The sequence below is a fragment of the Vibrio maritimus genome, from assembly GCF_021441885.1.
GTDB lineage: Bacteria > Pseudomonadota > Gammaproteobacteria > Enterobacterales > Vibrionaceae > Vibrio > Vibrio maritimus_B.
Map to the genome: position 1 here is coordinate 515,610 of NZ_CP090438.1, position 22,553 is coordinate 538,162.

21 protein-coding genes are annotated in these 22,553 nt (G+C 47.3%); 13 read left to right on the forward strand and 8 right to left on the reverse strand.

The annotated features are described in order from the left end of the window. The first annotated feature begins 5 nt into the window (after window positions 1–5). Both LY387_RS02350 and tldD read left to right on the forward strand, forming a co-directional pair. A complete protein-coding gene (locus LY387_RS02350; RefSeq protein WP_234495188.1) occupies window positions 6–830 on the forward strand; it encodes a carbon-nitrogen hydrolase family protein in 825 nt (274 codons plus the stop codon). Between the two features lie 26 nt (window positions 831–856). Next, window positions 857–2,296, forward strand: a complete 1,440-nt coding sequence (tldD, locus tag LY387_RS02355) for a metalloprotease TldD (protein ID WP_234495189.1) — start codon at window positions 857–859, stop codon at window positions 2,294–2,296. 153 nt (window positions 2,297–2,449) lie between these two features. Here the strand turns inward: tldD and LY387_RS02360 are convergent, their stop codons facing one another. After that, window positions 2,450–3,826, reverse strand: coding sequence for a PhoH family protein (locus tag LY387_RS02360; RefSeq protein ID WP_042473421.1), 1,377 nt, complete (start codon window positions 3,824–3,826; stop codon window positions 2,450–2,452). Between the two features lie 565 nt (window positions 3,827–4,391). Here LY387_RS02360 and rapA point away from each other — a divergent pair. The 3 genes from rapA to LY387_RS02375 all read left to right on the forward strand — a co-directional run bounded on the left by rapA (window position 4,392) and on the right by LY387_RS02375 (window position 9,140). Then, a complete protein-coding gene (gene rapA, locus LY387_RS02365) occupies window positions 4,392–7,301 on the forward strand; it encodes an RNA polymerase-associated protein RapA (RefSeq protein WP_234495190.1) in 2,910 nt (969 codons plus the stop codon). 103 nt (window positions 7,302–7,404) lie between these two features. Beyond that, window positions 7,405–8,142: a bifunctional tRNA pseudouridine(32) synthase/23S rRNA pseudouridine(746) synthase RluA gene (gene rluA / locus LY387_RS02370; protein ID WP_234495191.1), complete on the forward strand. Its 738-nt coding sequence runs from the start codon at window positions 7,405–7,407 to the stop codon at window positions 8,140–8,142. 35 nt (window positions 8,143–8,177) lie between these two features. Beyond that, window positions 8,178–9,140, forward strand: a complete 963-nt coding sequence (locus tag LY387_RS02375; protein WP_234495192.1) for a D-2-hydroxyacid dehydrogenase — start codon at window positions 8,178–8,180, stop codon at window positions 9,138–9,140. A 97-nt stretch (window positions 9,141–9,237) separates the two neighbouring features. Here the strand turns inward: LY387_RS02375 and LY387_RS02380 are convergent, their stop codons facing one another. The 4 genes from LY387_RS02380 to argR all read right to left on the reverse strand — a co-directional run bounded on the left by LY387_RS02380 (window position 9,238) and on the right by argR (window position 14,404). After that, complete coding sequence (locus tag LY387_RS02380; protein WP_042473429.1) at window positions 9,238–9,678, reverse strand: universal stress protein; 441 nt, start codon at window positions 9,676–9,678, stop codon at window positions 9,238–9,240. Between the two features lie 121 nt (window positions 9,679–9,799). Then, window positions 9,800–12,379, reverse strand: a complete 2,580-nt coding sequence (locus tag LY387_RS02385) for a TRAP transporter permease (protein WP_234495193.1) — start codon at window positions 12,377–12,379, stop codon at window positions 9,800–9,802. A 251-nt stretch (window positions 12,380–12,630) separates the two neighbouring features. Then, window positions 12,631–13,599 carry a TAXI family TRAP transporter solute-binding subunit gene (locus LY387_RS02390; protein ID WP_042473432.1) on the reverse strand — a complete coding sequence of 323 codons (969 nt, stop codon included), beginning with the start codon at window positions 13,597–13,599 and terminating at the stop codon, window positions 12,631–12,633. Between the two features lie 334 nt (window positions 13,600–13,933). Continuing rightward, a complete protein-coding gene (gene argR / locus LY387_RS02395) occupies window positions 13,934–14,404 on the reverse strand; it encodes a transcriptional regulator ArgR (protein WP_042473435.1) in 471 nt (156 codons plus the stop codon). Between the two features lie 338 nt (window positions 14,405–14,742). Between argR and mdh the strand changes: the two genes are divergently transcribed. Both mdh and LY387_RS02405 read left to right on the forward strand, forming a co-directional pair. After that, window positions 14,743–15,678, forward strand: a complete 936-nt coding sequence (gene mdh / locus LY387_RS02400; protein ID WP_042473438.1) for a malate dehydrogenase — start codon at window positions 14,743–14,745, stop codon at window positions 15,676–15,678. 126 nt (window positions 15,679–15,804) lie between these two features. Continuing rightward, a complete protein-coding gene (locus LY387_RS02405) occupies window positions 15,805–15,996 on the forward strand; it encodes a hypothetical protein (RefSeq protein WP_128648801.1) in 192 nt (63 codons plus the stop codon). Window positions 15,997–16,053: 57 nt separating this feature from the next. Here LY387_RS02405 and ispB read toward each other — a convergent pair whose 3' ends face one another. Continuing rightward, window positions 16,054–17,025, reverse strand: a complete 972-nt coding sequence (ispB, locus tag LY387_RS02410; protein WP_234495194.1) for an octaprenyl diphosphate synthase — start codon at window positions 17,023–17,025, stop codon at window positions 16,054–16,056. Window positions 17,026–17,297: 272 nt separating this feature from the next. Here ispB and rplU point away from each other — a divergent pair, with 272 nt between their 5' ends. The 6 genes from rplU (at window position 17,298) to folA (ending at window position 21,239) form a co-directional block, all read left to right on the forward strand. Continuing rightward, the gene (gene rplU / locus LY387_RS02415; RefSeq protein ID WP_006074830.1) at window positions 17,298–17,609 is read left to right on the forward strand and encodes a 50S ribosomal protein L21; all 312 of its coding nucleotides are present in this window, start codon (window positions 17,298–17,300) and stop codon (window positions 17,607–17,609) included. Window positions 17,610–17,629: 20 nt separating this feature from the next. Then, the gene (gene rpmA / locus LY387_RS02420) at window positions 17,630–17,887 is read left to right on the forward strand and encodes a 50S ribosomal protein L27 (RefSeq protein ID WP_004409945.1); all 258 of its coding nucleotides are present in this window, start codon (window positions 17,630–17,632) and stop codon (window positions 17,885–17,887) included. 256 nt (window positions 17,888–18,143) lie between these two features. Beyond that, window positions 18,144–19,313 (forward strand): Obg family GTPase CgtA, encoded by a 1,170-nt coding sequence (gene cgtA / locus LY387_RS02425; protein WP_234495195.1) that lies wholly within the window; start codon window positions 18,144–18,146, stop codon window positions 19,311–19,313. Window positions 19,314–19,502: 189 nt separating this feature from the next. After that, on the forward strand, window positions 19,503–20,270 hold the full coding sequence (locus LY387_RS02430; RefSeq protein ID WP_234495196.1) for a threonine/serine exporter family protein: 768 nt from the start codon (window positions 19,503–19,505) through the stop codon (window positions 20,268–20,270). Next, complete coding sequence (locus tag LY387_RS02435; RefSeq protein WP_042473450.1) at window positions 20,270–20,743, forward strand: threonine/serine exporter family protein; 474 nt, start codon at window positions 20,270–20,272, stop codon at window positions 20,741–20,743. The genes LY387_RS02430 and LY387_RS02435 overlap by 1 nt, the downstream gene beginning before the upstream one ends. Window positions 20,744–20,759: 16 nt before the next feature. Then, entirely contained in the window at window positions 20,760–21,239 is a 480-nt protein-coding gene (gene folA / locus LY387_RS02440) for a type 3 dihydrofolate reductase (protein ID WP_234495197.1), read from the forward strand. Window positions 21,240–21,302: 63 nt separating this feature from the next. Here folA and LY387_RS02445 read toward each other — a convergent pair whose 3' ends face one another. Together LY387_RS02445 and apaG are read right to left on the reverse strand one after the other, a co-directional pair. Beyond that, window positions 21,303–22,106 carry a symmetrical bis(5'-nucleosyl)-tetraphosphatase gene (locus LY387_RS02445; protein WP_234495198.1) on the reverse strand — a complete coding sequence of 268 codons (804 nt, stop codon included), beginning with the start codon at window positions 22,104–22,106 and terminating at the stop codon, window positions 21,303–21,305. A gap of 8 nt (window positions 22,107–22,114) precedes the next feature. Continuing rightward, window positions 22,115–22,495, reverse strand: a complete 381-nt coding sequence (gene apaG / locus LY387_RS02450; RefSeq protein WP_234495199.1) for a Co2+/Mg2+ efflux protein ApaG — start codon at window positions 22,493–22,495, stop codon at window positions 22,115–22,117. Window positions 22,496–22,553 lie beyond the last annotated feature (58 nt).

A 22,553-nucleotide genomic window follows, 5' to 3' on the forward strand; every position in this document is an offset into this window, starting at 1 on the left:
ATTCGATGAGCAAGGAACGCTTTGGAATCATTCAAATGACCTCAGGACCCGATCCTGAGAGCAACTTTCAACATATTAAGGAGAAAGTCGCTTTTTTGGTTGGCAAAGGGATGCGTTGGATATTAACGCCAGAAAACGCTCTGGTGTTTGGGCAAAGAGAAGACTATCACCAGCACGCAGAGTATTTAGGTCAAGGGACGTATCAAACAAAATTGGCTGAGCTTGCTAAGCAATACAAAGTGAATCTGATCATCGGCAGTTTCCCTATTCGGGTGTCTGATAAGGAAGTCTCTACCACAACGTTAGTTTTTGATGTGAACGGTCAGCGAATGAATCACTATGACAAGCTGCATATGTTTGATGTTGACGTCGACGACGGTCATAGAAAATATCGGGAATCCGAGACGTTTAAGGCGGGAGGTAACATTGCCATGGTACCCACCGATTTCGGCGCGATCGGTCTATCTATTTGTTATGATTTGCGTTTCCCTCACCTATACTGTGCGTTGAGAGCACAAGGTGCAAACGTCATCGTAGTGCCCGCCGCCTTTACAGCGGTGACGGGCAAAGCACACTGGGAAGTGCTCTTACGTGCAAGAGCGATAGAAAACCAGTGCTGGATCATTGCCGCCAATCAATGTGGTACGCACCCTTGTGGAAGAGAAACCTGGGGGCATTCTATGGTGATATCTCCATGGGGGGAGATTCAAGGCCAACTTGAACAGCAAGCCGGCACCATTACCGCTGAACTGAATTTTGATGTGGTTGAAGAGGTGAGACAGAGTATGCCTGTCGCAAAACATATCCGCTTCGAACAGCATCTACACTAATTATACTTACAAAAGAGTAATCAAATATGGAACGCATAGAAGACGCGCTATTGGGCCCAACTGGTCTTTCTGAGCAAGACATTGAAGCGACACTAGCAAGTATTGCGACCCGCCAAATAGACTATGCGGATATCTACTTTCAATCCAGCTGGCACGAATCACTCGTTCTGGAAGACAGCATCATCAAAGATGGTTCGTTCAACATCGACCGAGGTGTGGGTGTTCGAGCTGTAACGGGAGAGAAAACGGGATTTGCTTATTCCGACCAAATTACACTTGAAGGCCTGAAACAGAGCGCGATTGCCGCTCGTGGTATCGCACAGCAAGGCCAAAGCGCTCAAGTGAAAGCGCTAACGCGTAGCTATAATCAGGCTTACTATGCTGCGGTAAACCCACTAGAGAGCTGGGAGAAACAGCAGAAGACAGAACTGTTGAAACAGCTCGATGCCTATATCCGAACTAAAGAGCCGTTGGTAAAAGAAGTGTCGGTGAGCCTCAGTGGTGTTTACGAGCAGATGCTAGTCGCTGCAACGGATGGCACGTTTGCTGGTGACGTTCGTCCGCTTGTTCGTTTATCTATTAGCGTATTAGCGCAAAAGGGTGAGCGACGTGAGCGTGGTAGCGCTGGTGGTGGCGGTCGATATGGCTATGATTTCTTCCTATCAACGGAAGAAGGCCAACAGGTTGCCTATAACTATGCAGACGAGGCTATTCGTCAGGCCTTGGTTAATCTAGAAGCGATTGATGCTCCAGCTGGTACTATGCCGGTCGTATTAGGCTCAGGCTGGCCGGGAGTGCTGCTTCATGAAGCGGTGGGTCATGGCTTGGAGGGTGACTTCAATCGTAAAGAGTCATCGGTATTCTCTGGTAAGCTTGGTGAGCAAGTGACTTCAAACCTTTGCACTATTGTTGATGACGGCACACTGCAAGATCTTCGCGGCTCACTCAATGTCGATGATGAAGGTGTCCATGGTCAGTACAATACGCTTATTGAGAACGGCGTACTAAAAGGCTACATGCAAGACAAGCTTAACGCTCGCTTAATGGGTGTGAACCCAACAGGTAATGCACGTCGTGAGTCATACGCGCACTTGCCGATGCCGCGCATGACCAATACCTATATGTTGCCAGGTGAGCACTCGCCAGAAGAGATTATCTCAACGGTTAAAAAAGGCCTTTATGCACCTAACTTTGGCGGTGGCCAGGTTGATATTACGTCTGGCAAGTTCGTATTCTCGGCTTCAGAAGCTTATCTTATTGAAGATGGTAAGATCACGGCCCCAGTCAAAGGCGCTACCTTGATTGGCTCAGGTATCGAAGCCATGCAGCAGGTTTCCATGGTTGGTAATGACCTGAGCATTGATCGTGGCGTTGGCGTTTGTGGTAAAGCCGGTCAGAGTGTGCCTGTTGGCGTTGGTCAGCCAAGCTTGAAGTTGGATGCACTAACCGTGGGTGGCACGGACTAACTTTCCTCGTTCTACCACAAACTGTCATTCGATAGCCCGTCATCCTCGCGAAAGCGAGGATCTCCCACAGCGCGTTATACGCTGAAAGAGATCCCCTTTTTCAAGGGGATGACGAGTATTTTTATGACGAGGTATTGTCATTCCGCGAAAGATTCACAAATTCTCCTCAGCAAACTCTGCTAAGCGACTGCGCACTACACCGTTAAGGTGGATGTTGGCACTACCGCCAAAGTTTTTAAAGCGTTCTACCATATAAGTCAGCCCTGAGGTGACTGGGGTTAAGTAGGGGGAGTCAATCTGCGCTAAGTTACCAGAGCAGACAATCTTAGTGCCTTCACCACAGCGCGTGATAATGGTCTTGATCTGTGATGCCGTTAGGTTTTGACATTCATCAAGCAGTACAAACGCGTTTTGAATCGAACGACCCCGCATAAAGTTAATCGATTTGAACTGAATATTGGCTTTATCACAAATGTACTTCAGAGACCCTTCTGTACAGTGGTCATTCTTATGCAGCGCCTCTAAGGTATCGGTGATTGCAGCTAGCCAAGGCATCATCTTTTCTTCTTCTGTGCCCGGTAAGAAGCCGATGGACTCGCCTATGTCAGGCGTGTTTCGGGTGACGATGATCTTATCGAACATGCCTCGTTCAATCGTCATCTCCAACGCTGCCGCCATGGCAAGTAGCGTTTTACCACTACCGGCTGCGCCAGTCAGGATCACCAAATCGATGTCGGGGTCGAGTAGGGCATCCATTGCCATGCCTTGATAGATGTTTTTAGGTCGAATATCCCAGGCTTGGCGACACAGCATCCGTTCTTGGCTCAAGTCGCGAATTGTGACTTTTTCACCATCAATATCGGCAACACGGCCTGCAAAATCACTCGATTCATCAATTAGGTATTGGTTAATAAAGGTTGGGTCGATAGCCTCTCGGTCGAAGGTGTGATAGGTCTTGCTCGCTAAGGTTTTTGTTTCCACTTCATCGATGTTCTCCCAAAAAGCCCCTTCTGATTTTTGGAAACCTTTGGTGAGGTATTGAACATCGTCGATCAATTGGTCGGTTCGGTAGTCTTCGACAAAACGTACGCCCGCCCCTTTGGCACGCAAGCGCATGTTGATGTCTTTGGTCACCAACACGACTTCACGTGGTGAGCGCTTGTTCTGTAGGTACAATACGGCATTAAGAATGCGGTTATCACCCTCTTTGTCGGCAAATGCTTTGACCGTTTCTTGCAAGACATAGTCTGCCAAGATAGAGATGGTTCCAGTTGCATCTAAATTACTCGAAAAAGGAATGCCCTCAGAAATTTCATCTGGGGTGGCGTCTTTGAAAATATCTTCAAGTGCTCGTATGGCGACTCGAGCATCTCGCGCTACGTCTCGCTTACTGTCTTTTATGCGATCGAGCTCTTCGAGTACCGTCATTGGAATGACGACGTCGTGTTCTTTGAATGAAAAAATGGCGTGAGGTTCGTGGAGAAGAATATTGGTGTCGAGAACGAAAATTTTACGGTCGGTATCGCCCATAGAGTCTCCTTGCCGCAACTGGCGCTGGTCCTTTGCGGTTAACTCGGATGGGGATCGAGTCAGACTGTCCTTCCGTGTTGCATTCATTTACTGCGCTAATCGCTCGTAAACGGTGCAGGGGATCTACGCTGGCTCTGATTTCCTATCCTAGTGAGTCAACCGTGATGCGTTCAATCTGACAAAGTCGATTGAACCTGATTCCCTGTAAACCATGCGAGAGATGCCACTATCAGGGCTTGGCGAGTAGTGGCATATCGCTTAGGTTCACAATTTGAGTATAAGTGAAAAATCTCACTTAGGTTCTCAGAAATGACACTCTTTTTTTGCAGTTTGATGTCAACCACGACAATTCAAAAAAAACTCAGGTTTTCCTTGTAATTGGCGTGACCTGTATCACGCCTTCGAGTAAGATTAGCGACCTTTCATCCAAGGGATGGCGCGAGCAAAATTTGCGCGATCACCTACTATTATTTGGGCGGAGTTTTGAGCGCAGTTTGTAGGCAATTGCAAGCTGAGTTACCGCCGAAATAAAAAAGAAATCGATACGAATTGAGGTAGTCTCTCTATGACATTTGCTTTAGGGCAGCGCTGGATTAGCGATACGGAAAGTGATTTAGGTTTAGGTACGGTCGTCGCATTGGATGCGAGAACAGTATCACTTATGTTTGCAGCATCAGAAGAGAATCGCGTTTACGCACGTAATGATGCGCCTGTTACCCGAGTTACGTTTAATGTCGGTGATGTCATAGAGTGCCAAGAAGGTTGGTCACTAGAGGTTGAAGAGGTCATTGAAGACCAGGGTGTGTTTACTTATATAGGTACACGTCAGGATACTGAAGAGACCAATGTCGCGCTGCGCGAGATTTTCTTAAGCCACCAAATTCGTTTTAACAAACCTCAGGACAAGTTGTTCGCTGGTCAGATTGATCGTATGGACAACTTTGTGCTGCGTTATCGAGCCCTCAGTAACCAGTATGAGCAGCACAAGAGTCCAATGCGTGGACTATGTGGTATGCGTGCTGGTCTGATTCCGCATCAGTTATTCATCGCACACGAAGTCGGTCGCCGTTTTGCGCCTCGCGTACTGCTAGCGGATGAAGTGGGTCTGGGTAAGACCATTGAAGCGGGTATGATCATTCACCAACAAGTACTTTCAGGACGTGCTCAGCGCATTTTGATTGTGGTACCAGAGACGCTTCAGCATCAATGGTTAGTTGAGATGATGCGCCGCTTTAACCTGCATTTCTCTATCTTTGATGAAGAGCGCTGTATTGAAGCCTACGCCGAGTCAGACAATCCATTTGATACTCAGCAACTTGTATTGTGTTCACTGGACTTCCTACGTAAGAGCCGCAAGCGTTTCGAGCAAGCGCTAGAAGGGGAATGGGACCTATTGGTTGTCGATGAAGCGCACCACCTAGAATGGAGCCAAGAGCAGCCAAGCCGACAATATCAAGTTGTTGAAGCACTAGCGGAAAAGACACCTGGTGTCCTTCTACTGACTGCAACGCCAGAGCAACTTGGTCGCGAAAGTCACTTTGCCCGTTTGCGTCTTCTCGATGCTGACCGATTCTTTGATTACGAAGCTTTTGTTAAAGAAGAAGACCAGTACGCACCCGTCGCAGATGCAGTAACGGCTTTGTTCTCTGGTCAAGCCTTGGTTGATGATGCGAAAAACCAGATCACTGAACTGCTTTCAGAGCAAGACGTTGAGCCACTGTTCAATGTGCTTGAGAGCAACGCAAGTGATGAAGAGAAAGCGACGGCGCGCCAAGAGCTTATCGATAACCTGATGGATCGCCACGGTACGGGGCGTGTTTTGTTCAGAAACACACGAGCAGCAATCAAAGGGTTTCCTACCCGTAACGTGAATCTGATTCCGATGCCGATCCCTCAGCAGTACACAACGTCAATGCGTGTCTCTGGCATGATCGGTGGCAAGATGACGCCTGAAGCGCGCGCGATGAAAATGCTCTATCCAGAGGAGATCTTCCAAGAATTTGAAGGGGAAGATTCAAGCTGGTGGCAATTCGATTCTCGTGTGAATTGGTTGATTGAAAAGATTACCGCGAAGCGCAGTGAAAAGGTATTGGTGATTGCTTCACGCGCTAGTACTGCGCTGCAGCTCGAACAGGCTCTACGTGAGCGTGAAGGTATTCGTGCCACTGTGTTCCACGAAGGCATGTCTATTCTTGAACGTGATAAAGCCGCGGCTTACTTTGCGCAGGAAGAGGGCGGTGCTCAGGTGCTGATCTGTAGTGAAATTGGCTCTGAAGGTCGTAACTTCCAATTTGCTAACCAGTTGGTCATGTTCGATCTCCCATTTAACCCAGATCTACTGGAGCAGCGCATTGGTCGTTTGGACCGTATTGGTCAAAAACGTGATATTGATGTGCATGTTCCTTATCTTGAAGGCACCTCTCAGGGCATTCTTGCGCGCTGGTTCAATGAGGGGCTCAATGCGTTCGCAGAAACCTGCCCAACGGGGCGTATGGTGTATGACCGCTATGAAGAGAGCATCATTAACATGCTGGCAAGCGGTGATACAAGCGAGCTCGATGATGTCATTGAGGGCTCACGACAGTACAACCAAGAACTCAAGCATGAGTTGGAGCAAGGTCGTGACCGCCTGCTCGAAATGCATTCTAACGGTGGTGAGGCCGCGCAAGAAATTGTTGAGAAGATCTCGGCAACGGATGGCGACACTAACCTAGTGACTTTTGCCCTTAGCTTATTTGACACCATAGGTCTTAACCAAGACGACAAAGGTGAGAATGCCCTCGTTGTGACGCCATCTGAGCATATGATGGTACCAAGTTATCCAGGTCTTCCATATGAGGGGGCAACCATCACCTTTGACCGTGATACTGCCTTATCTCGCGAAGATATGAACTTTATCAGCTGGGAACACCCAATGATTCAAGGTGGTATCGACTTGGTGATGAGCGAAGGCGTTGGTACCTGTGCGGTATCGCTTTTAAAGAACAAAGCACTGCCAGTAGGAACCATCTTGCTTGAGTTGGTTTACGTTGTCGATGCTCAGGCACCAAAGAAGAGCGGTATTAGCCGCTTCCTGCCACCAACACCAATTCGCATGATGATGGACGGGCGTGGTAATGACCTCTCGGCACAGGTCGAGTTTGAAGGCTTTAATCGCCAGCTAAGCCCAGTAAACCGCCATCTAGCAAGTAAGCTCGTTACCTCGGTTCAAGCGGATGTACATCGTTTGATTGAAGCGGGTAATGGTGCCGTGGAAGAGAAGCTAACCGTGGTTCGTGAAGAGGCTCATAAAGCCATGTATGCGAGCCTAAATGGTGAGCTTGAGCGTCTACAAGCCCTCAAGGCGGTTAACCCAAATATTCGTGATGAAGAGATTGATGCCATTGAATCTCAAATCTCTGAGCTAGATGAGTACATCAACAAGGCTCAGGTTCAGCTGGATTCACTTCGCTTGATTGTGGTCAGTCATAATTAAGCGTTTCGCTGACACATTATTTAACTGATAGAATGGCGCAGCGAAAGTTGCGCCTTTTGTTTTTCCTACTTTTTTACCCAGCTATACAGCGCGAGACCTATATATGGCCATGCTAAGTTACACTCCGCCAACTGATCCTTGGATTGATATCGTCTATGAGGATGAGACCATCCTTGCGGTTAACAAGCCATCAGGGCTTTTATCCGTGCCAGGGAAAGCGGCTGAGCATTACGACAGTATGTGGAGTCGACTGGTGGTCGACTATCCGGAGATTCAGGTGGTACATAGATTAGACATGTCGACCTCTGGACTTATGCTTTTAGCCAAGACGAAGGAAGCCGAGCGTTCACTCAAAAAGCAGTTCCAATACCGCCTGACTCATAAGATCTACTACGCGCGAGTGTGGGGGACGCCTTCCGAGCGCGAAGGGCTTATCGATTTACCCTTGATCTGTGATTGGCCAAACCGTCCACGTCAAAAGGTATGTTACGAGCATGGCAAACCCTCGCAGACTTATTATCAGGTCGTTAAGCAAGAAGAGAAAACCAGTGTTGTTCGATTGTTTCCTATCACGGGGCGCTCACATCAACTGCGAGTGCATTTGCTTGAGTTAGGGCACCCTATTGTTGGCGATGAATTTTACGCTCATGAAGACGCGATGAATTATTCTCAGCGACTTGAGCTGCATGCTTCAGAGCTGTGTTTCTATCATCCGCAATCAGAGCAGTTACAATCGGTTTTTGTTCCTTGTGATTTCTACGAGCAGACTGAACAACTTGTGATTGAGCACTTTGACCCCGCGCCGCATTTACCCGATTATAAGAGCCTGCCTCGGCCATAAATTGTTTGTCGGCCGTGAATATCAAAGGAGACATCATGGCCGCCAAAAAGATTGTGTTTTTAGACCGAGACACGATTCCAGCACATATTCTTATTCCCCAGCCTACTTTTGAGCACCAATGGGTCAATTACCCTGAGACAGCACCTCACGAGGTCGCGCAACGGATCTCCGATGCCGATATTGTGATCAGCAATAAGGTGTATCTTGGAGAAGATGCGCTAAATACTGCGTCTCGACTGGAGCACATCGCCGTTGCTGCGACTGGAGTCAATAATGTTGATTTAGACTACTGCCGAAAACATCAGATCCGAGTCACTAATATCCAAGGTTACGCGACCCAATCGGTCCCGGAGCACATCATCGGGCTGCTATTTGCCCTTAAACGTAACCTGTTTGCTTATCACAAAGACATTGCTGATGGGGAATGGCAGCGTCAGAAAAAGTTTTGCTTCTTTACTCATCCTATACAAGATATGGCGGGATCGACTCTCGGCATCATTGGCAGTGGCACACTAGGTCAAGCTACCGCCGCGCTAGCACGCGCTATTGGTGTTAAGGTGCAGTTTGCTGAGCGTCGGGGCGTAAGCGAGTGCAGATCAGGGTATGTTTCATTTGAGGACTGCCTTGAGACGAGTGATGCGATAGCTCTGCTGTGTCCGTTAACGGATGAAACCCGCAACCTTATTGATGCGAATGCACTTAGTAAGATGAAATCAACGGCTTTGCTCATCAACACGGGTCGAGGTGGTTTAGTTGATGAGAGCGCATTGGTCAGTGCATTGGAACGTGGCGAAATTGCTGGTGCTGGTGTCGATGTATTTACAAAAGAGCCGGCACCGATGGATAACCCATTGGTTGCGAATCAACACCTGCCAAACTTGATTCTAACGCCTCATGTCGCGTGGGGGAGTGATTCATCGATTACTAGACTGTGTGAGATATTGGTCAGTAATCTAGAGGCGACTAGCCAAGGTGTTGAGCAGAATCGAGTTGTATAGAACATTCCAAGCTAGTGCGTTAAAAGTAAAAAGTCCCACGTAAGGTGGGACTTGTCTAACAGAGCTAACTCGAAGCACGCAGAGGTAGCCGCAATGTCTAATTGGCTTGTGGTTTCACAACGAGCACATTGATTGGGGAGTTCTGCACTACCTTACTTGCCACTGAACCCAAGACCACTTTATCTATCTTCGAACGTTTATGGCTTGGCATGACAATAAGATCAGCGCCAAGACGCTCAGCGTAGTCTAGGATGGTCGCGTACGGCTTGCCTTCTGCGACATGCACCTTATACACCACGTCGTCAGAGATGTGTTGTTCGGCGAACGCTTTAAGCTGCGCCTTAACATCATTCTTCATTTGCGCAGCAGCGTCCTTAGGAAAGTAGGTCGCGACCATAGACATGTGAATGCCAGGCAGCACATTCAGTAGATGGACTTCTGCGTTTGAGTGTTTGGCGTGCCAAACCGCAATTTCGACGGCTTTGTCAGAAAAGCCTTTGTCATTCAGATCGACAGGAACAAGGATTTGCTTGTACATGTTATTTCTCTTTTTGGTTCCTACCCTACTAGCATAGGGTAAAGCATAAGCTTGGCTAGTATTATCCGTTCCGTTTTAAGGTAGAGGGCCCCAAGTTTAAATACTTGGAGCCAAAATTACCTTAGGCGCTCAAACTCTCACGACGAGCGCGGCGCTTTTGATTCATCGCCATAACGAGAAGCAAAAGTAGGGCAGGTACAAAGACCCACTCTTTCATTGGTCTATCTGCTTCCTGCACGATAGATTTGATTTCCCAGTCGAAGTCCAAACCAGATGCTTCAGCAGGGCTACCAAACTCAACCATATCGACAATCATCTTGCCGTCGGTCTCGTTAAGCATTAGACCCATAGAAGCAATACGGTCGTCTGCGCTGACAGCATCATCCTCAAATGGTAGGCGAACTGTTTTCTCAACGTATTTGCCTTCAAGGGTTTCGCCAGCGACTCTCAACTCGAGGGATTGTCCAACATTTAAGTTTTCAGTAACTTGAGCTATCTCAACCCCAGGTGAAAGAACTTTCGCTGGATAGACCATATCCCACCAGAAACCTGGTCGGAAGAAGGTGAACGTTAGCGCGAGTAGCAGCACGGTTTCCCACCATTTGTTCTTAGTGAACCACCACCCTTGCGTCGCTGCAGAGAAGATCAACATCGCGATGACCGCAGAGATAACGGTGAGAGCTAAGTGCCACCATGAGTCGATGCCCATCATCAACAACTGAGTGTTAAAGATAAACATAAACGGCAGAATCGCGGTACGAATATCGTAGGTGAAGCCTTGGATACCAGTACGGATAGGGTCTGATTTAGCAATGGCTGCCGCAGCGAAGGCTGCAAGACCTACCGGTGGCGTATCATCCGCCAGAATACCGAAATAGAATACGAACAGGTGAACGGCAATCAGAGGAATAATCAGACCGTGTGCTGCGCCAAGTGTCACAATAACAGGTGCCATCAAGGTTGATACCACGATGTAGTTCGCTGTCGTCGGCAGGCCCATACCTAAGATAAGCGAGATAACGGCCGTAAATAGCAGCATCAAGATGATGCTTCCGCCTGAGATGAACTCAACAAAGTCGGTCATTACAAGGCCGATACCCGTGAGGGTAACAACACCCACAACCGTGCCCGCTGCAGCAGTAGCTACACCGATACCAATCATGTTTCGAGCGCCGGAAACAAGACTTTCGGCTAGGTCCACAAAACCCGCTTTGAGCTCCTCAGTGACGTCACTGGTTTTTGCCATCAAGGCAATGAGCGGACGTTGGGTGATTAGGATGAAGATCATAAACACCGTTGCCCAGAATGCAGATAGACCTGGAGAGAAGCGCTCAACAGTCAAACACCAAACAAGGACGACGATAGGCAGTAGGAAGTGCAGACCAGATTTAATGGTTGGACCTGGATCAGGGACTTCATTGAGTTCAGCATCGATCTCCATACCACCTTCTTTGGCGTATTTAGCGGAGACGCGTAATAAACCTATGTATGAAAGTAGTAGAGCTACACTAACGATTGGGGTGGCGGCATCACCAAACACATCTTTAGTCCAACCGATACCGTAGTAAACCACAGCACTAATCACGCAAAGCCCTAAGATGGTGCCTGTAAACGACAGCAGACTTTGTACTAGCGTTGGGTTATGGCGACGCGGCAGTCCCGTCATGCCCGCTTTACAGGCTTCAAGGTGCACGATGTAAATAAGCGCTATGTATGAGATAAGCGCAGGCAGCAAGGCCGCTTTGATAACCTCAACATAAGAGATACCCACGTACTCAACCATCAAGAAGGCCGCGGCACCCATGATTGGTGGAGTGAGCTGACCGTTAGTTGATGCTGCGACCTCTACTGCACCAGCCTTGGTGCCAGGGAAGCCTACTCGTTTCATCAGCGGGATTGTAAATGTACCGGTCGTTACTACGTTAGCGATGGAAGAACCAGAAACAAGTCCAGACAGGCCTGATGCGACAACTGCAGCTTTTGCTGGGCCGCCACGCATGTGACCAAGTAGTGAGAACGCTACTTTGATGAAGTAAGCCCCCGCACCGGCACGTTCAAGCATGGCGCCGAATAGTACGAACAGGAATACAAATGAGGTGGATACGCCTAGAGCCACACCAAACACACCCTCTGTGGTGAGCCATAGGTGTGACATCGCTTTGTTAAGGCTAGCGCCTTTGTGAGCGATGACATCCGGCATATAAGGACCACCGAACGTATATAGCAGGAATACTGCTGCAACGACCATTAGCGGTGGACCGAGTGCACGGCGTGTTGCTTCTAATAAAAGAATCATACCCGTTACGGCAACGACGATATCCATTGTCGTTGGTGCGCCAGATCGACCAGCGAGCTGGGTATAGAATAGATAGATATAAGCGGCAGAAAAACTGCCCGCAAGCGCTAAAATCCAGTCAATGGCAGGAATTCGGTCACGAGGAGAATTCTTCATTGCTGGGTAAGCAGTAAACGCTAAAAAGATAGCAAATGTCAGGTGGATAGAACGCGCTTCAGTGTCGTTCAGTACGCCAAAATTGAACACAAATGGTAGTGGTGATGCGTACCAAAGTTGAAATAGCGACCAACAAAGCGGAACAAACCAAAGGATCTTGGCGGGTATCCCTTTCGGGCTTCTTGCTCCAGTGTCAGCTTGTGCGACCATGTCTTGCACATCTTGCGACGGTTGTGTTGTCTGCGTCATGTACGTTGTCCTTTATTATTTTTAGGTCTGTGACTTTAGAACAAAGGCACAGAACCGTATTTCGCATTTAACATTGTAGTCAATGGATGCAAACGTGTAGTTTTCGTTGTGTTTTTTTAGGGCTCTAAATGACGGGCTTGGAAAGAGAGCCCAAATAGCCACACCAGTCGGGTGTACTAGTGTTTGTTGTTCTGAGTGTTACTCATGATAGAAAGAGGCAGGGGAAGCGCTGCTTCCCCTGCGAAGTGGTCTTATTTTAGAAGGCCAACTTCTTTGTAGTACTTCTCAGCACCTGGGTGAAGAGGGATTGAAAGACCAGCTTTCACCATGTCTTCTTTCTTCAGGTTTGCAAATGCTGGGTGTAGACGTTTGAATGTGTCGAAGTTTTCAAACACAGCCTTGGCAACGTTGTAAGCTGTTTCGTCAGAAACGTCTGACGTGGTTACCATAGTTGCTGCTACACCGAAGCTGTTTACGTCACCCTCTGTACCACGGTACATGCCAGCAGGTACTGTGCTGTAAGCGTAGTATGGGTTTGCTGATACGATGCCATCGATTTTCTCACCAGTCGCTGAGATTAGCTTCGCGTCACAAGACGTTGTTGCTTCTTTGATTGATCCGTTTGGATGACCAACAACATACACAAATGCGTCGATTTTGTTGTCACAAAGTGCTTGAGAACGTTCAGAACCTTTTAGCTCAGAAGCCAGTTTGAAGTCGTCGTTGGTCCAGCCCATTGCATCCATAACCACGCCCATAGTTGCGCGGTCACCAGAGCCTGGGTTACCGATATTGACGCGCTTACCTTTAAGGTCTGTTACGTTTTCAATACCTGCATCAGCACGAGCGATGATGTTGAACGGTTCGGTGTGTAGAGAGAACATTGCACGAAGCTTTTTGTAAGGGCCTTGCTCTTCAAATTTGCTTGTGCCGTTGTAGCCGTGATATTGCCAGTCAGATTGAACGATACCGAAATCTAACTCACCAGCACGGATAGTGTTGACATTGTAGATAGAACCACCAGTGGACTCTACTGAACAACGAATGTTGTGTTCCTTACGGCCTTTATTCACAAGTTTACAGATTGCGCCACCTGTCGGGTAATAAACACCCGTAACAGAACCAGTACCAATTGTGATGAACTCTTGAGCATTAACAGCGCCCGCGCCCATTACTGCAGCGGCAATAGCACCGATTTTAACAAGTTTCTTAAATGCCATGAATTTCCCTTCCTTATTCATTATTAGCCCTGAATAACTATAGTTGTCTTCAGAGGTTTCCTATGTGGAAACGGCATCTTTTTCAATCCATATGTTGAAAAAGTGGCGCAATCATACCAAATAATTTGGAAGAAAATTACTGGATTGTTAATAGAAATAGGGGAATTGTCTGTGCTAGAGATGAAAGGGGATGTATATATTTTGGAATATAAATCAACAAAAACAAACAATTAAGGTTTATTTTTGGCCAATTCTTTGATTTTTCAAGATGTGATTCAAATCACGGAACACTGAGGTTCCGTGATAGATTGTTCTAAATGTTAATGTTTAAAACTTAACCAGCGTATTCAAATAGGTCGCACACTGAATCAAACAACTGCTTGGTCGAAACGGTTAACGTTGGAGTGATGAAGATAGTGTCATCACCAGCTACGACCCCAAGAATGCCCTCTGCCTTACCTAGGGAGTCCAACAGTCGAGCAATGAGCTGTGCAGCGCCAGGTCCCGTGTGAATGACAACGAGCGCATTATTATGGTCAATATCAAGAACCAACTCTCGAAGTGAGCTTGAGACAGTTGGGACGCCAAGTTCTGCTGGTAGGCAGTAAACCATCTCCATTTTGGCGTTGCGGGTTCTCACTGCGCCAAACTTAGTCAACATACGTGACACTTTGGATTGGTTAATATTTTCAAACCCTTCGTGTTTTAATGCATCGACAATCTCACCTTGAGAACCAAATCGTTCTTCTTTTAATAGCGCTTTAAAGGCGCGAACCAGATTGTCTTGTTTGTCGTTATTGCGCATATACGCCTCTTATTCTTCGTTCTACTCGCAGTGATCGCCGTATTGTGGCACAGAACCCGTATCTTAACCAACTTATCCATGGTTTCTGCCAACGATATCACTTTAAACCATACTTGTTGTAGGTGCTATAACCTCATAATTACCAAGGGGAAAAGTGGGTTTTATCGGCGGACTTTACGTGCTAGTTTAGTGGCACGTATTTGGCGAGTTGCGCGAGCTCGCAAAGCTGAGGTTAATTGATTGTAATCGATTAGTGATTACTATAGCTTTTTACTAACTGATGAAAAATTACCCTACAAGACTATTAATAAGAGATACCAATCTCAAGGAGAACTACCATGAAAGTAGCTGTTATTGGTGCCGCGGGTGGCATCGGTCAAGCCCTAGCTCTACTACTTAAAAACCGTCTTCCTGCCGGTTCTGATTTAGCCCTATATGATATTGCCCCTGTGACTCCTGGTGTTGCTGCTGACCTAAGTCACATCCCGACACCTGTCTCTATTAAGGGATATGCAGGTGAAGACCCAACACCGGCACTAGAAGGTGCAGATGTTGTGCTTATCTCTGCTGGCGTTGCTCGTAAGCCTGGCATGGATCGTTCAGATCTATTCAATGTTAACGCGGGTATCGTAAAATCATTAGCAGAAAGAATCGCGGTAGTTTGTCCAACAGCGTGTATCGGTATTATCACTAACCCAGTAAACACGACTGTGCCAATTGCAGCCGAAGTTCTGAAAAAAGCGGGCGTTTATGACAAGCGCAAGCTATTCGGTGTCACTACGCTTGATGTTATCCGTTCAGAAACTTTCGTTGCTGACCTAAAAGCAAAAGATCCAGGTGACATTCGTGTACCAGTGATCGGTGGTCACTCAGGTGTGACAATTCTTCCACTGCTATCCCAAGTTGAAGGTGTTGAGTTCACTGCTGAAGAAGTTGAAGCTCTGACTAAACGTATTCAAAATGCTGGTACAGAAGTCGTTGAAGCTAAAGCGGGTGGCGGCTCTGCAACGTTATCTATGGGTCAAGCAGCCTGCCGCTTTGGTCTTGCTCTTGTTAAGGGCCTACAAGGCGAAGAGAGCGTTATTGAATGTGCTTACGTTGAAGGTGACGGTGAACATGCCCCATTCTTCGCTCAGCCTGTGAAGCTTGGTAAAGACGGCGCAGAAGCTATTCTTAGCTATGGTGAGTTAAGCGACTACGAGAAAGCGGCGCTTGATGGCATGCTAGAAACGCTAAACAAAGATATCGAAATCGGTGTCGAGTTCGCTAAATAATTTCGCCTAGACGCATTAAGCGTCGTTAGAACGTGATTAAAAGACAAACCCAGCTTTCATAAGCTGGGTTTTTTGATCTATACCCTATATAAGCGCGTAAGCATTGGCGTTAGGGGAGGGGATAAAATGGAAATTAAAAACGTTCGTAAAGGCATGTGGGTCGAGTCTCAGCATGGCGTCGGAAAAGTGTTGGTGGTTGACGAAGTGTCAAACTCCGTGCTTGTGGAGCCGCTAGGCAGCGACATTCAGTGGGCGCTCGGCGCTGAGGAAATTGAGGAAGACCAGCAATTGCACAACGGATGCGAACAGTACTATTGAGTCGCATCCGACCGGTAACTGCAAAAAGGGGTAGCAACTCGAGCCGCTACCTCTTTTTTATGCGGTACGTTTAACAGCCATGTAAGCAAGAGCAACTAGCGCTTCTTTATAGTCACTCTCGGGAAGGATAGAAATCGCCTCTACGGCTTTATCCGCTTCTCTAAATGCGATGTCTTCAGTGTATTTAAGCGAGCCGACACGCTTCATTGTGGCCATGATATCTTCTATCTTATCGAGACCATTGCCTTTCTCAATCGCTTCACGAATCATTTCAGCCTCATGGGCTTCACCATGTTGCATCGCGTGGATAAGCGGAAGTGTTGGCTTACCTTCTGCCAAATCATCACCGACGTTTTTGCCCATGTCCTCACCTGATGAGGTGTAGTCCATCACGTCGTCGATGAGCTGGAACGCAGTGCCTAAGAACTTGCCGTAGTTTTGTAGTGCGGCTTCTACTTCTGGCTCGGCATCATTGAGAATGGCACCTACCTGAGTTGCCGCTTCAAACAGGCGGGCGGTTTTAGAGTAGATGACCTGCATGTAACTCTCTTCAGTGGTGTCTGGATCATTACAGTTCATTAACTGCTGAACTTCACCTTCTGCGATTACGTTAACGGCGTCACTCATGAGCTCTAAAATGCGCAAAGAGCCAAGACCAGTCATCATTTGGAAAGAACGAGTATAGATGTAATCTCCGACCAGAACGCTCGCTGCATTGCCAAATGCTGCGTTTGCGGTCGCTTTACCACGGCGCATGTCAGACTCATCAACGACGTCATCGTGCAGTAGGGTTGCCGTGTGAATAAACTCAATAAAGGCTGCAGCAGTCGTATGAGCGTTTCCTTGGTAGCCGAGCGCTTTGGCCGACAAAAGAGCAAGTAGTGGTCTTATGCGCTTTCCACCACTGTTCACGATATAAAAACCAAGTTGATTGATTAGACTAACTTCTGAGTTTAATTGTGCTTGTATTGTTTCATTCACTTTTGCCATATCGTCGGCAGTCAGTGCTTGGATAGCTTTAAAATCCATTACATACCCGGTTGAGCTTAGAGCCAGTAAGGCTTAGTCATTAGTTATAATCTGTGAATAATACACTAAAAAACGTTGATTAATACATGGTGAAAGGGCATTATTGCCGCACTTTTCATTGGCGATTAGTGTTTCGCCAATTTTTTCAAAATATGGCTTGTCATAGGGTAATCATTCGCGTAGAATCTGCGCCCTATTGATGATTAGTTTAGCGCACACCCTATTTGTTGAAATAACAATCAAAAGGCTGTGCGGAAAAAGCGGAGTAAAATATGTACGCTGTTTTCCAATCTGGTGGTAAACAACACCGTGTAAGCGAAGGTCAAACTCTTCGTTTAGAGAAATTAGACGTTGAAACTGGTGCAACTGTTGAATTTGATAAAGTTCTACTTGTTGCTAACGGTGAAGACATTCAAGTTGGCGCTCCTCTAGTAGAGGGCGGCAAGGTTGTTGCTGAAGTAGTACAACACGGTCGTGGCGATAAAGTTAAAATCGTTAAGTTCCGTCGTCGTAAGCACTCTCGTAAGCAACAAGGTCACCGTCAGTGGTTCACGGAAGTGAAAATCACTGGCATCAACGCTTAATCGATTAGGAGAGTTTAACAATGGCACACAAAAAAGCTGGTGGTTCTACTCGTAACGGCCGCGATTCAGAAAGCAAACGTCTAGGTGTTAAGCGTTTCGGTGGTGAGTCTGTTCTTGCAGGTAACATCATCGTACGTCAACGTGGTACTAAGTTCCACGCTGGTACTAACGTTGGTATCGGTAAAGACCATACTCTTTTCGCTCTTACTGAAGGTAAAGTGAAATTCGAAGTTAAAGGTCCTAAGAACCGTAAATTCGTTAGCATCGAAGCTGAGTAATTAAGCGTTTAGCTAAATTACCCAATGCTTTCAAGCTGAATTCAAAAGCCCTGCCGAGTCGGCGGGGTTTTTTATTTGTATTGAAATGAAGGCAGTCGATAGAGACGAATCTCTAGGTTTAGATAAGGTCTAGCTTGGTGGGGAGTCGTCTCTGTCATCTGCTAAAATGTAGTGATAATCGAATGAAGCCATAAGGCGCGTCTGAACGACGCTTTATTCTTATGGTGGGTAAGCGAAGAAGTAGTCGGAGTAAGAGATGAAGTTCGTTGATGAAGCGGTAGTAAAAGTCCAAGCGGGCGACGGCGGTAGCGGCGTTGTCAGCTTTTGGCGTGAAAAATTTGTAGCTAAGGGTGGTCCTGATGGTGGTGACGGCGGCGATGGCGGCGACGTTTACATTGAGGCGGATGAAAACCTTAATACGTTGATCGACTACCGTTTCCAGCGCTTCTATGAAGCGGAGCGTGGTGAAAACGGTCGTGGCGGTAACTGTACAGGTAAGCGTGGCAAAGACAAAGTCATGAAGGTGCCAGTTGGTACTCGCGCGGTTGATATTCACACTAACGAAATCGTGGCAGAAGTAGCTGAACATGGCAAAAAAGTCATGGTAGCCAAAGGCGGTTGGCACGGTCTTGGTAACACGCGTTTTAAATCATCGGTTAACCGTGCGCCGCGTCAAAAGACGCTTGGTACCAAAGGTGAAATCCGCGAGCTGCGCCTAGAGCTACTTCTACTGGCTGACGTTGGTATGCTTGGTTTGCCAAACGCAGGTAAATCTACCTTTATTCGCGCGGTATCAGCGGCGAAACCTAAGGTTGCGGACTATCCGTTTACTACTCTGATCCCAAGTCTTGGTGTTGTGAGTGTAGTACCTGAGAAGAGCTTCGTCGTGGCTGACATCCCAGGTCTAATTGAAGGTGCTGCGGATGGTGCTGGCCTTGGTATTCGTTTCTTGAAGCACCTAGAGCGCTGTCGCGTGCTACTGCACATGATCGATATTATGCCTATTGATCAATCAAGCCCAGTTGAAAATGCACTGACTATCATTGATGAGCTTGAGCAGTACAGTGAAAAACTGGCGGATAAGCCGCGTTGGTTAGTGTTCAACAAAGTTGATCTGATGCCAGAAGACGAAGCCAATGAAGTGATCCAAGAGATCCTTGATGCGCTGGGCTGGGAAGATGAATACTTTAAGATCTCTGCGGTCAACAAGAACGGCACCAAAGAGCTTTGCTACAAGCTAGCAGACTTTATGGAGACCTTACCGCGTGCTGAAGAAGAGATCTCTGAAGAAGAAAAAGTCGACTTCATGTGGGATGACTACCATAAAGACGCTATGTCAGGTAAAGACGTTATCACTGAAGATGATGACTGGGATGATTGGGACGACGAAGAAGATGACGGTCACGTTGTCTACGTTCGCGACTAAATCGCCATTGATTTTGAAAAACCGCAATTGTTATTGCGGTTTTTTTGTGCCTAAATCATTTCTCTGATACGTAATCTGAGGCAAACTAACCCGCTTAAACGTTTGCATTGTTGTGATACAGAACCTTACAGGTACTAAGCACTGCAAGATACCAAGCAGTGCGATAAGAATTATCGCTAGGAAGGAAACATGGCACCAAATCAAAGAGCAGTCTCTCGACTGATCGCTCAAGCAGGTCAGATGCTGTTAGCCCATGGCGCTGAAAGCACCTTAGTTGGACACATTACTCACCGTATAGGGAAAGCGGCGGGAATGGATGAGATTGAAGTCTCGTTGTCAGCCAGTTCGCTGGTCGTGACCACGGTATACAAAGAACACTGTGTGACTACCGCGAGACGAAGTCCGGATCGTGGCTTGAACATGCGTGTTGTGACGCAGATACAGCGTATCTGCATCATGATGGAGAAGGGCATTCTAGACTATCAACTTGCTCAAAAGAAGATCGATCAAATTAGCCCCGAAAGATATAACCGCTGGCTAGTGGTGGTAATGATCGGACTGTCTTGCGCGGCATTTAGCCGGTTAGCAGGTGGTGATTGGGCGGTATTCGCCATGACCTTTCTTGCATCCGCGTGTGGCATGATCGTTAGGCAAGAGTTTGGTCACCGTCATTTCAACCCTCTGCTTAACTTTGCGATTACCGCGTTTGTGACCACGCTAATCTCCGCTCAAGCCGTGATTTATGGCATTGGCGCACAGCCGCAGCTCGTAATGGCCTCTTCGGTCCTTATGCTGGTTCCGGGTTTTCCGCTCATCAACTCTGTAGCAGATATGATCAAAGGTTACGTCAATATGGGTATCGCTCGCTTTGTTATGGCGAGTCTGCTGACGCTCGCAACCTGTTTAGGGATCGTTGGCGCAATGAGTATTACCAATGTACTAGGGTGGGTGCAGTGATGTCCGTATTTGAACTTTTACTTGCACTGCTAAACGATATGTTTTTTGCGGCGATTCCTGCCGTGGGTTTTGCTTTGGTATTCAATGTTCCCCAGAATGCGTTAGCGTACTGTGCTATCGGCGGTGCAATTGGTCATGGCTCTCGCTTTCTCATGATGCATTATGGTGTGCCTATCGAGTGGGCGACCTTTTTTGCCGCAACCATAGTAGGGATGATTGGCGTGCATTGGTCTCATAAGTTTTTGGCGCATCCTAAGGTGTTTACCGTGGCCGCTTTAATTCCTATGGTGCCAGGTGTATTTGCCTTTAAAGCCATGATTGCTATGGTGGAAATCAACCATTTAGGGTACACGCCAGAGCTTTTAGCCACTCTGATGGAGAACTTTTTAAAGGCCATGTTCATTATCGCTGGTCTTGCCGTTGGTCTTGCCATGCCAGGGCTGCTATTCTACCGCCGACGACCAATTGTTTAACTAGGAACGTATTTTCATGATCATCAGTATGATAGCCGCGATGGCAAACAATCGAACTATTGGCAAAGACAATCAGATGCCTTGGCATTTGCCTGCGGATTTCGCTTGGTTCAAACGTTGTACCATGGGAAAGCCCGTCATCATGGGCCGTAAAACCTATGAGTCGATTGGTCGCCCACTACCTGGTCGTCGCAATATCGTGGTGAGTCGTAATGCTGAGCTTGAGATTGAAGGCGTCGATACTGTGACTTCATTGGATGAGGCACTATTGCTGGTTAGTGGTGTTGAAGAGGCCATGATCATTGGTGGAGGGAGCTTCTATACCCATTGCCTGCCAATGGCACATAAACTCTATCTAACCCATATTAATGCTGAGATTGATGGTGACACTCAGTTCCCGGAATGGGGAGAGGGCTGGAAACAGACTCATAGCGAGCACTATAGCTCTGATGAGAAAAACGCTTATGACATGGAGTTTGTCATTTTAGAGCGTTAATGCTGATATTGACTCCAAAGCTAGCAGGCTTTGGAGTCAATGGTTTTATATTCTATCGATAGATTAAAGAGCTTGTTGGCTGAATAGCTTTTTGTCTTCCCAACGAATCATGGTCAGTGCGCCACCCCAAACACATCCGGTATCTAGACCTATGACCTCATCGCTCACGTATCCTCCGAGCGCTGCCCAATGCCCGAATAAAACCGCTTTGCCGAGTGGTTGTCGCTCGGGCAATTGAAACCAAGGAATATACTCATTTGCGTTGACATCGTTTGGTGGCAGTTTACACCCCATATCCAAACGCCCGTCAGGGAAGCAAAATCGCATTCTAGTGAATGCATTAATGGTGTAACGAAAACGCTCTATGCCTGAGAGTGACTCTGACCACAGATCCGGTTCATTACTGTACATCTTTTTGATCAGCTTTTTCCAGTTAGCGCCTTTCAGTTCCGTCTCGACCTCTGCTGCACAGGCCCTCGCTTGCTCTAGCGTCCATTGTGGTGAGACACCAGCATGGCACACCACAAACTCATCGTGTTCGAGCAGAAGTGGATGATGTCTCAACCAATCAAGCAGCTCGTCACGGTCAAGAGCATCTAGAATAGGTAGGGTTTTGTCTTTTGGCTTCGCTTTGTGAATACCTAATGATACCGCTAGAAGGTGAAGGTCGTGGTTTCCAAGGCATACCTTTGCTGATAACCCTAAGGAGCGCACAAACCTCAAAGTCTCCAGTGACTTTGGTCCCCTAGCAACAAGGTCGCCAGCGAACCAAACAGTGTCGTGCTCGGGGTTGAATTGAGCGCTCGATAAAAGAAGGTGCAGTTCATCAAGACAGCCTTGAATGTCTCCGACAATATAATTTGCCACAGTGTTCCTTAATTCAAAATATTGGGGATAGCGAGGCGAAAGGGCTCGATCTCCGCGATAAACTCTTTGCCGGCTTCGTCAAGCATGATGTAGTGACCTTGCATGACGCCTAGCGGTGTTTCGATGGCCGTGCCACTGGTATAGGTGTATTCGTCATTTTTTTCGATTACAGGCTGCTGACCCACAACACCTTCACCTTCTACGGTAAGTTGTTTGCCGTTGGCGTCGGTAATGAGCCAGCGACGACTGATGAGTTGCACGGTTTCTTGGCTGAGATTTTTGATGGTAATGATGTAGGCAAACACATAACGATTGTTGTCTGGATCGGATTGCTCTTCTACGTACTTAGTATGTACTTGGCATTTTACGCATGGCGTAGTCGACTCCATGTCTCTCTCCTGGCAGCTTATGGTGTTCATCCATCAGATATGACAAAAAAAACGCTCA

Bases quoted from the DNA above. Each gene is read 5' to 3' on its own strand.
- rplU (WP_006074830.1), top strand. From the start codon at position 17,298: ATGTACGCTGTTTTCCAATCTGGTGGTAAACAACACCGTGTAAGCGAA.
- LY387_RS02360 (WP_042473421.1), bottom strand. From the start codon at position 3,826: ATGGGCGATACCGACCGTAAAATTTTCGTTCTCGACACCAATATTCTT.
- folA (WP_234495197.1), top strand. From the start codon at position 20,760: ATGATCATCAGTATGATAGCCGCGATGGCAAACAATCGAACTATTGGC.
- LY387_RS02435 (WP_042473450.1), top strand. From the start codon at position 20,270: ATGTCCGTATTTGAACTTTTACTTGCACTGCTAAACGATATGTTTTTT.
- LY387_RS02380 (WP_042473429.1), bottom strand. From the start codon at position 9,678: ATGTACAAGCAAATCCTTGTTCCTGTCGATCTGAATGACAAAGGCTTT.
- LY387_RS02350 (WP_234495188.1), top strand. From the start codon at position 6: ATGAGCAAGGAACGCTTTGGAATCATTCAAATGACCTCAGGACCCGAT.
- LY387_RS02405 (WP_128648801.1), top strand. From the start codon at position 15,805: ATGGAAATTAAAAACGTTCGTAAAGGCATGTGGGTCGAGTCTCAGCAT.
- rapA (WP_234495190.1), top strand. From the start codon at position 4,392: ATGACATTTGCTTTAGGGCAGCGCTGGATTAGCGATACGGAAAGTGAT.
- tldD (WP_234495189.1), top strand. From the start codon at position 857: ATGGAACGCATAGAAGACGCGCTATTGGGCCCAACTGGTCTTTCTGAG.
- mdh (WP_042473438.1), top strand. From the start codon at position 14,743: ATGAAAGTAGCTGTTATTGGTGCCGCGGGTGGCATCGGTCAAGCCCTA.
- rluA (WP_234495191.1), top strand. From the start codon at position 7,405: ATGGCCATGCTAAGTTACACTCCGCCAACTGATCCTTGGATTGATATC.
- LY387_RS02385 (WP_234495193.1), bottom strand. From the start codon at position 12,379: ATGACGCAGACAACACAACCGTCGCAAGATGTGCAAGACATGGTCGCA.
- LY387_RS02430 (WP_234495196.1), top strand. From the start codon at position 19,503: ATGGCACCAAATCAAAGAGCAGTCTCTCGACTGATCGCTCAAGCAGGT.
- apaG (WP_234495199.1), bottom strand. From the start codon at position 22,495: ATGGAGTCGACTACGCCATGCGTAAAATGCCAAGTACATACTAAGTAC.
- LY387_RS02375 (WP_234495192.1), top strand. From the start codon at position 8,178: ATGGCCGCCAAAAAGATTGTGTTTTTAGACCGAGACACGATTCCAGCA.
- LY387_RS02390 (WP_042473432.1), bottom strand. From the start codon at position 13,599: ATGGCATTTAAGAAACTTGTTAAAATCGGTGCTATTGCCGCTGCAGTA.
- rpmA (WP_004409945.1), top strand. From the start codon at position 17,630: ATGGCACACAAAAAAGCTGGTGGTTCTACTCGTAACGGCCGCGATTCA.
- ispB (WP_234495194.1), bottom strand. From the start codon at position 17,025: ATGGATTTTAAAGCTATCCAAGCACTGACTGCCGACGATATGGCAAAA.
- cgtA (WP_234495195.1), top strand. From the start codon at position 18,144: ATGAAGTTCGTTGATGAAGCGGTAGTAAAAGTCCAAGCGGGCGACGGC.
- argR (WP_042473435.1), bottom strand. From the start codon at position 14,404: ATGCGCAATAACGACAAACAAGACAATCTGGTTCGCGCCTTTAAAGCG.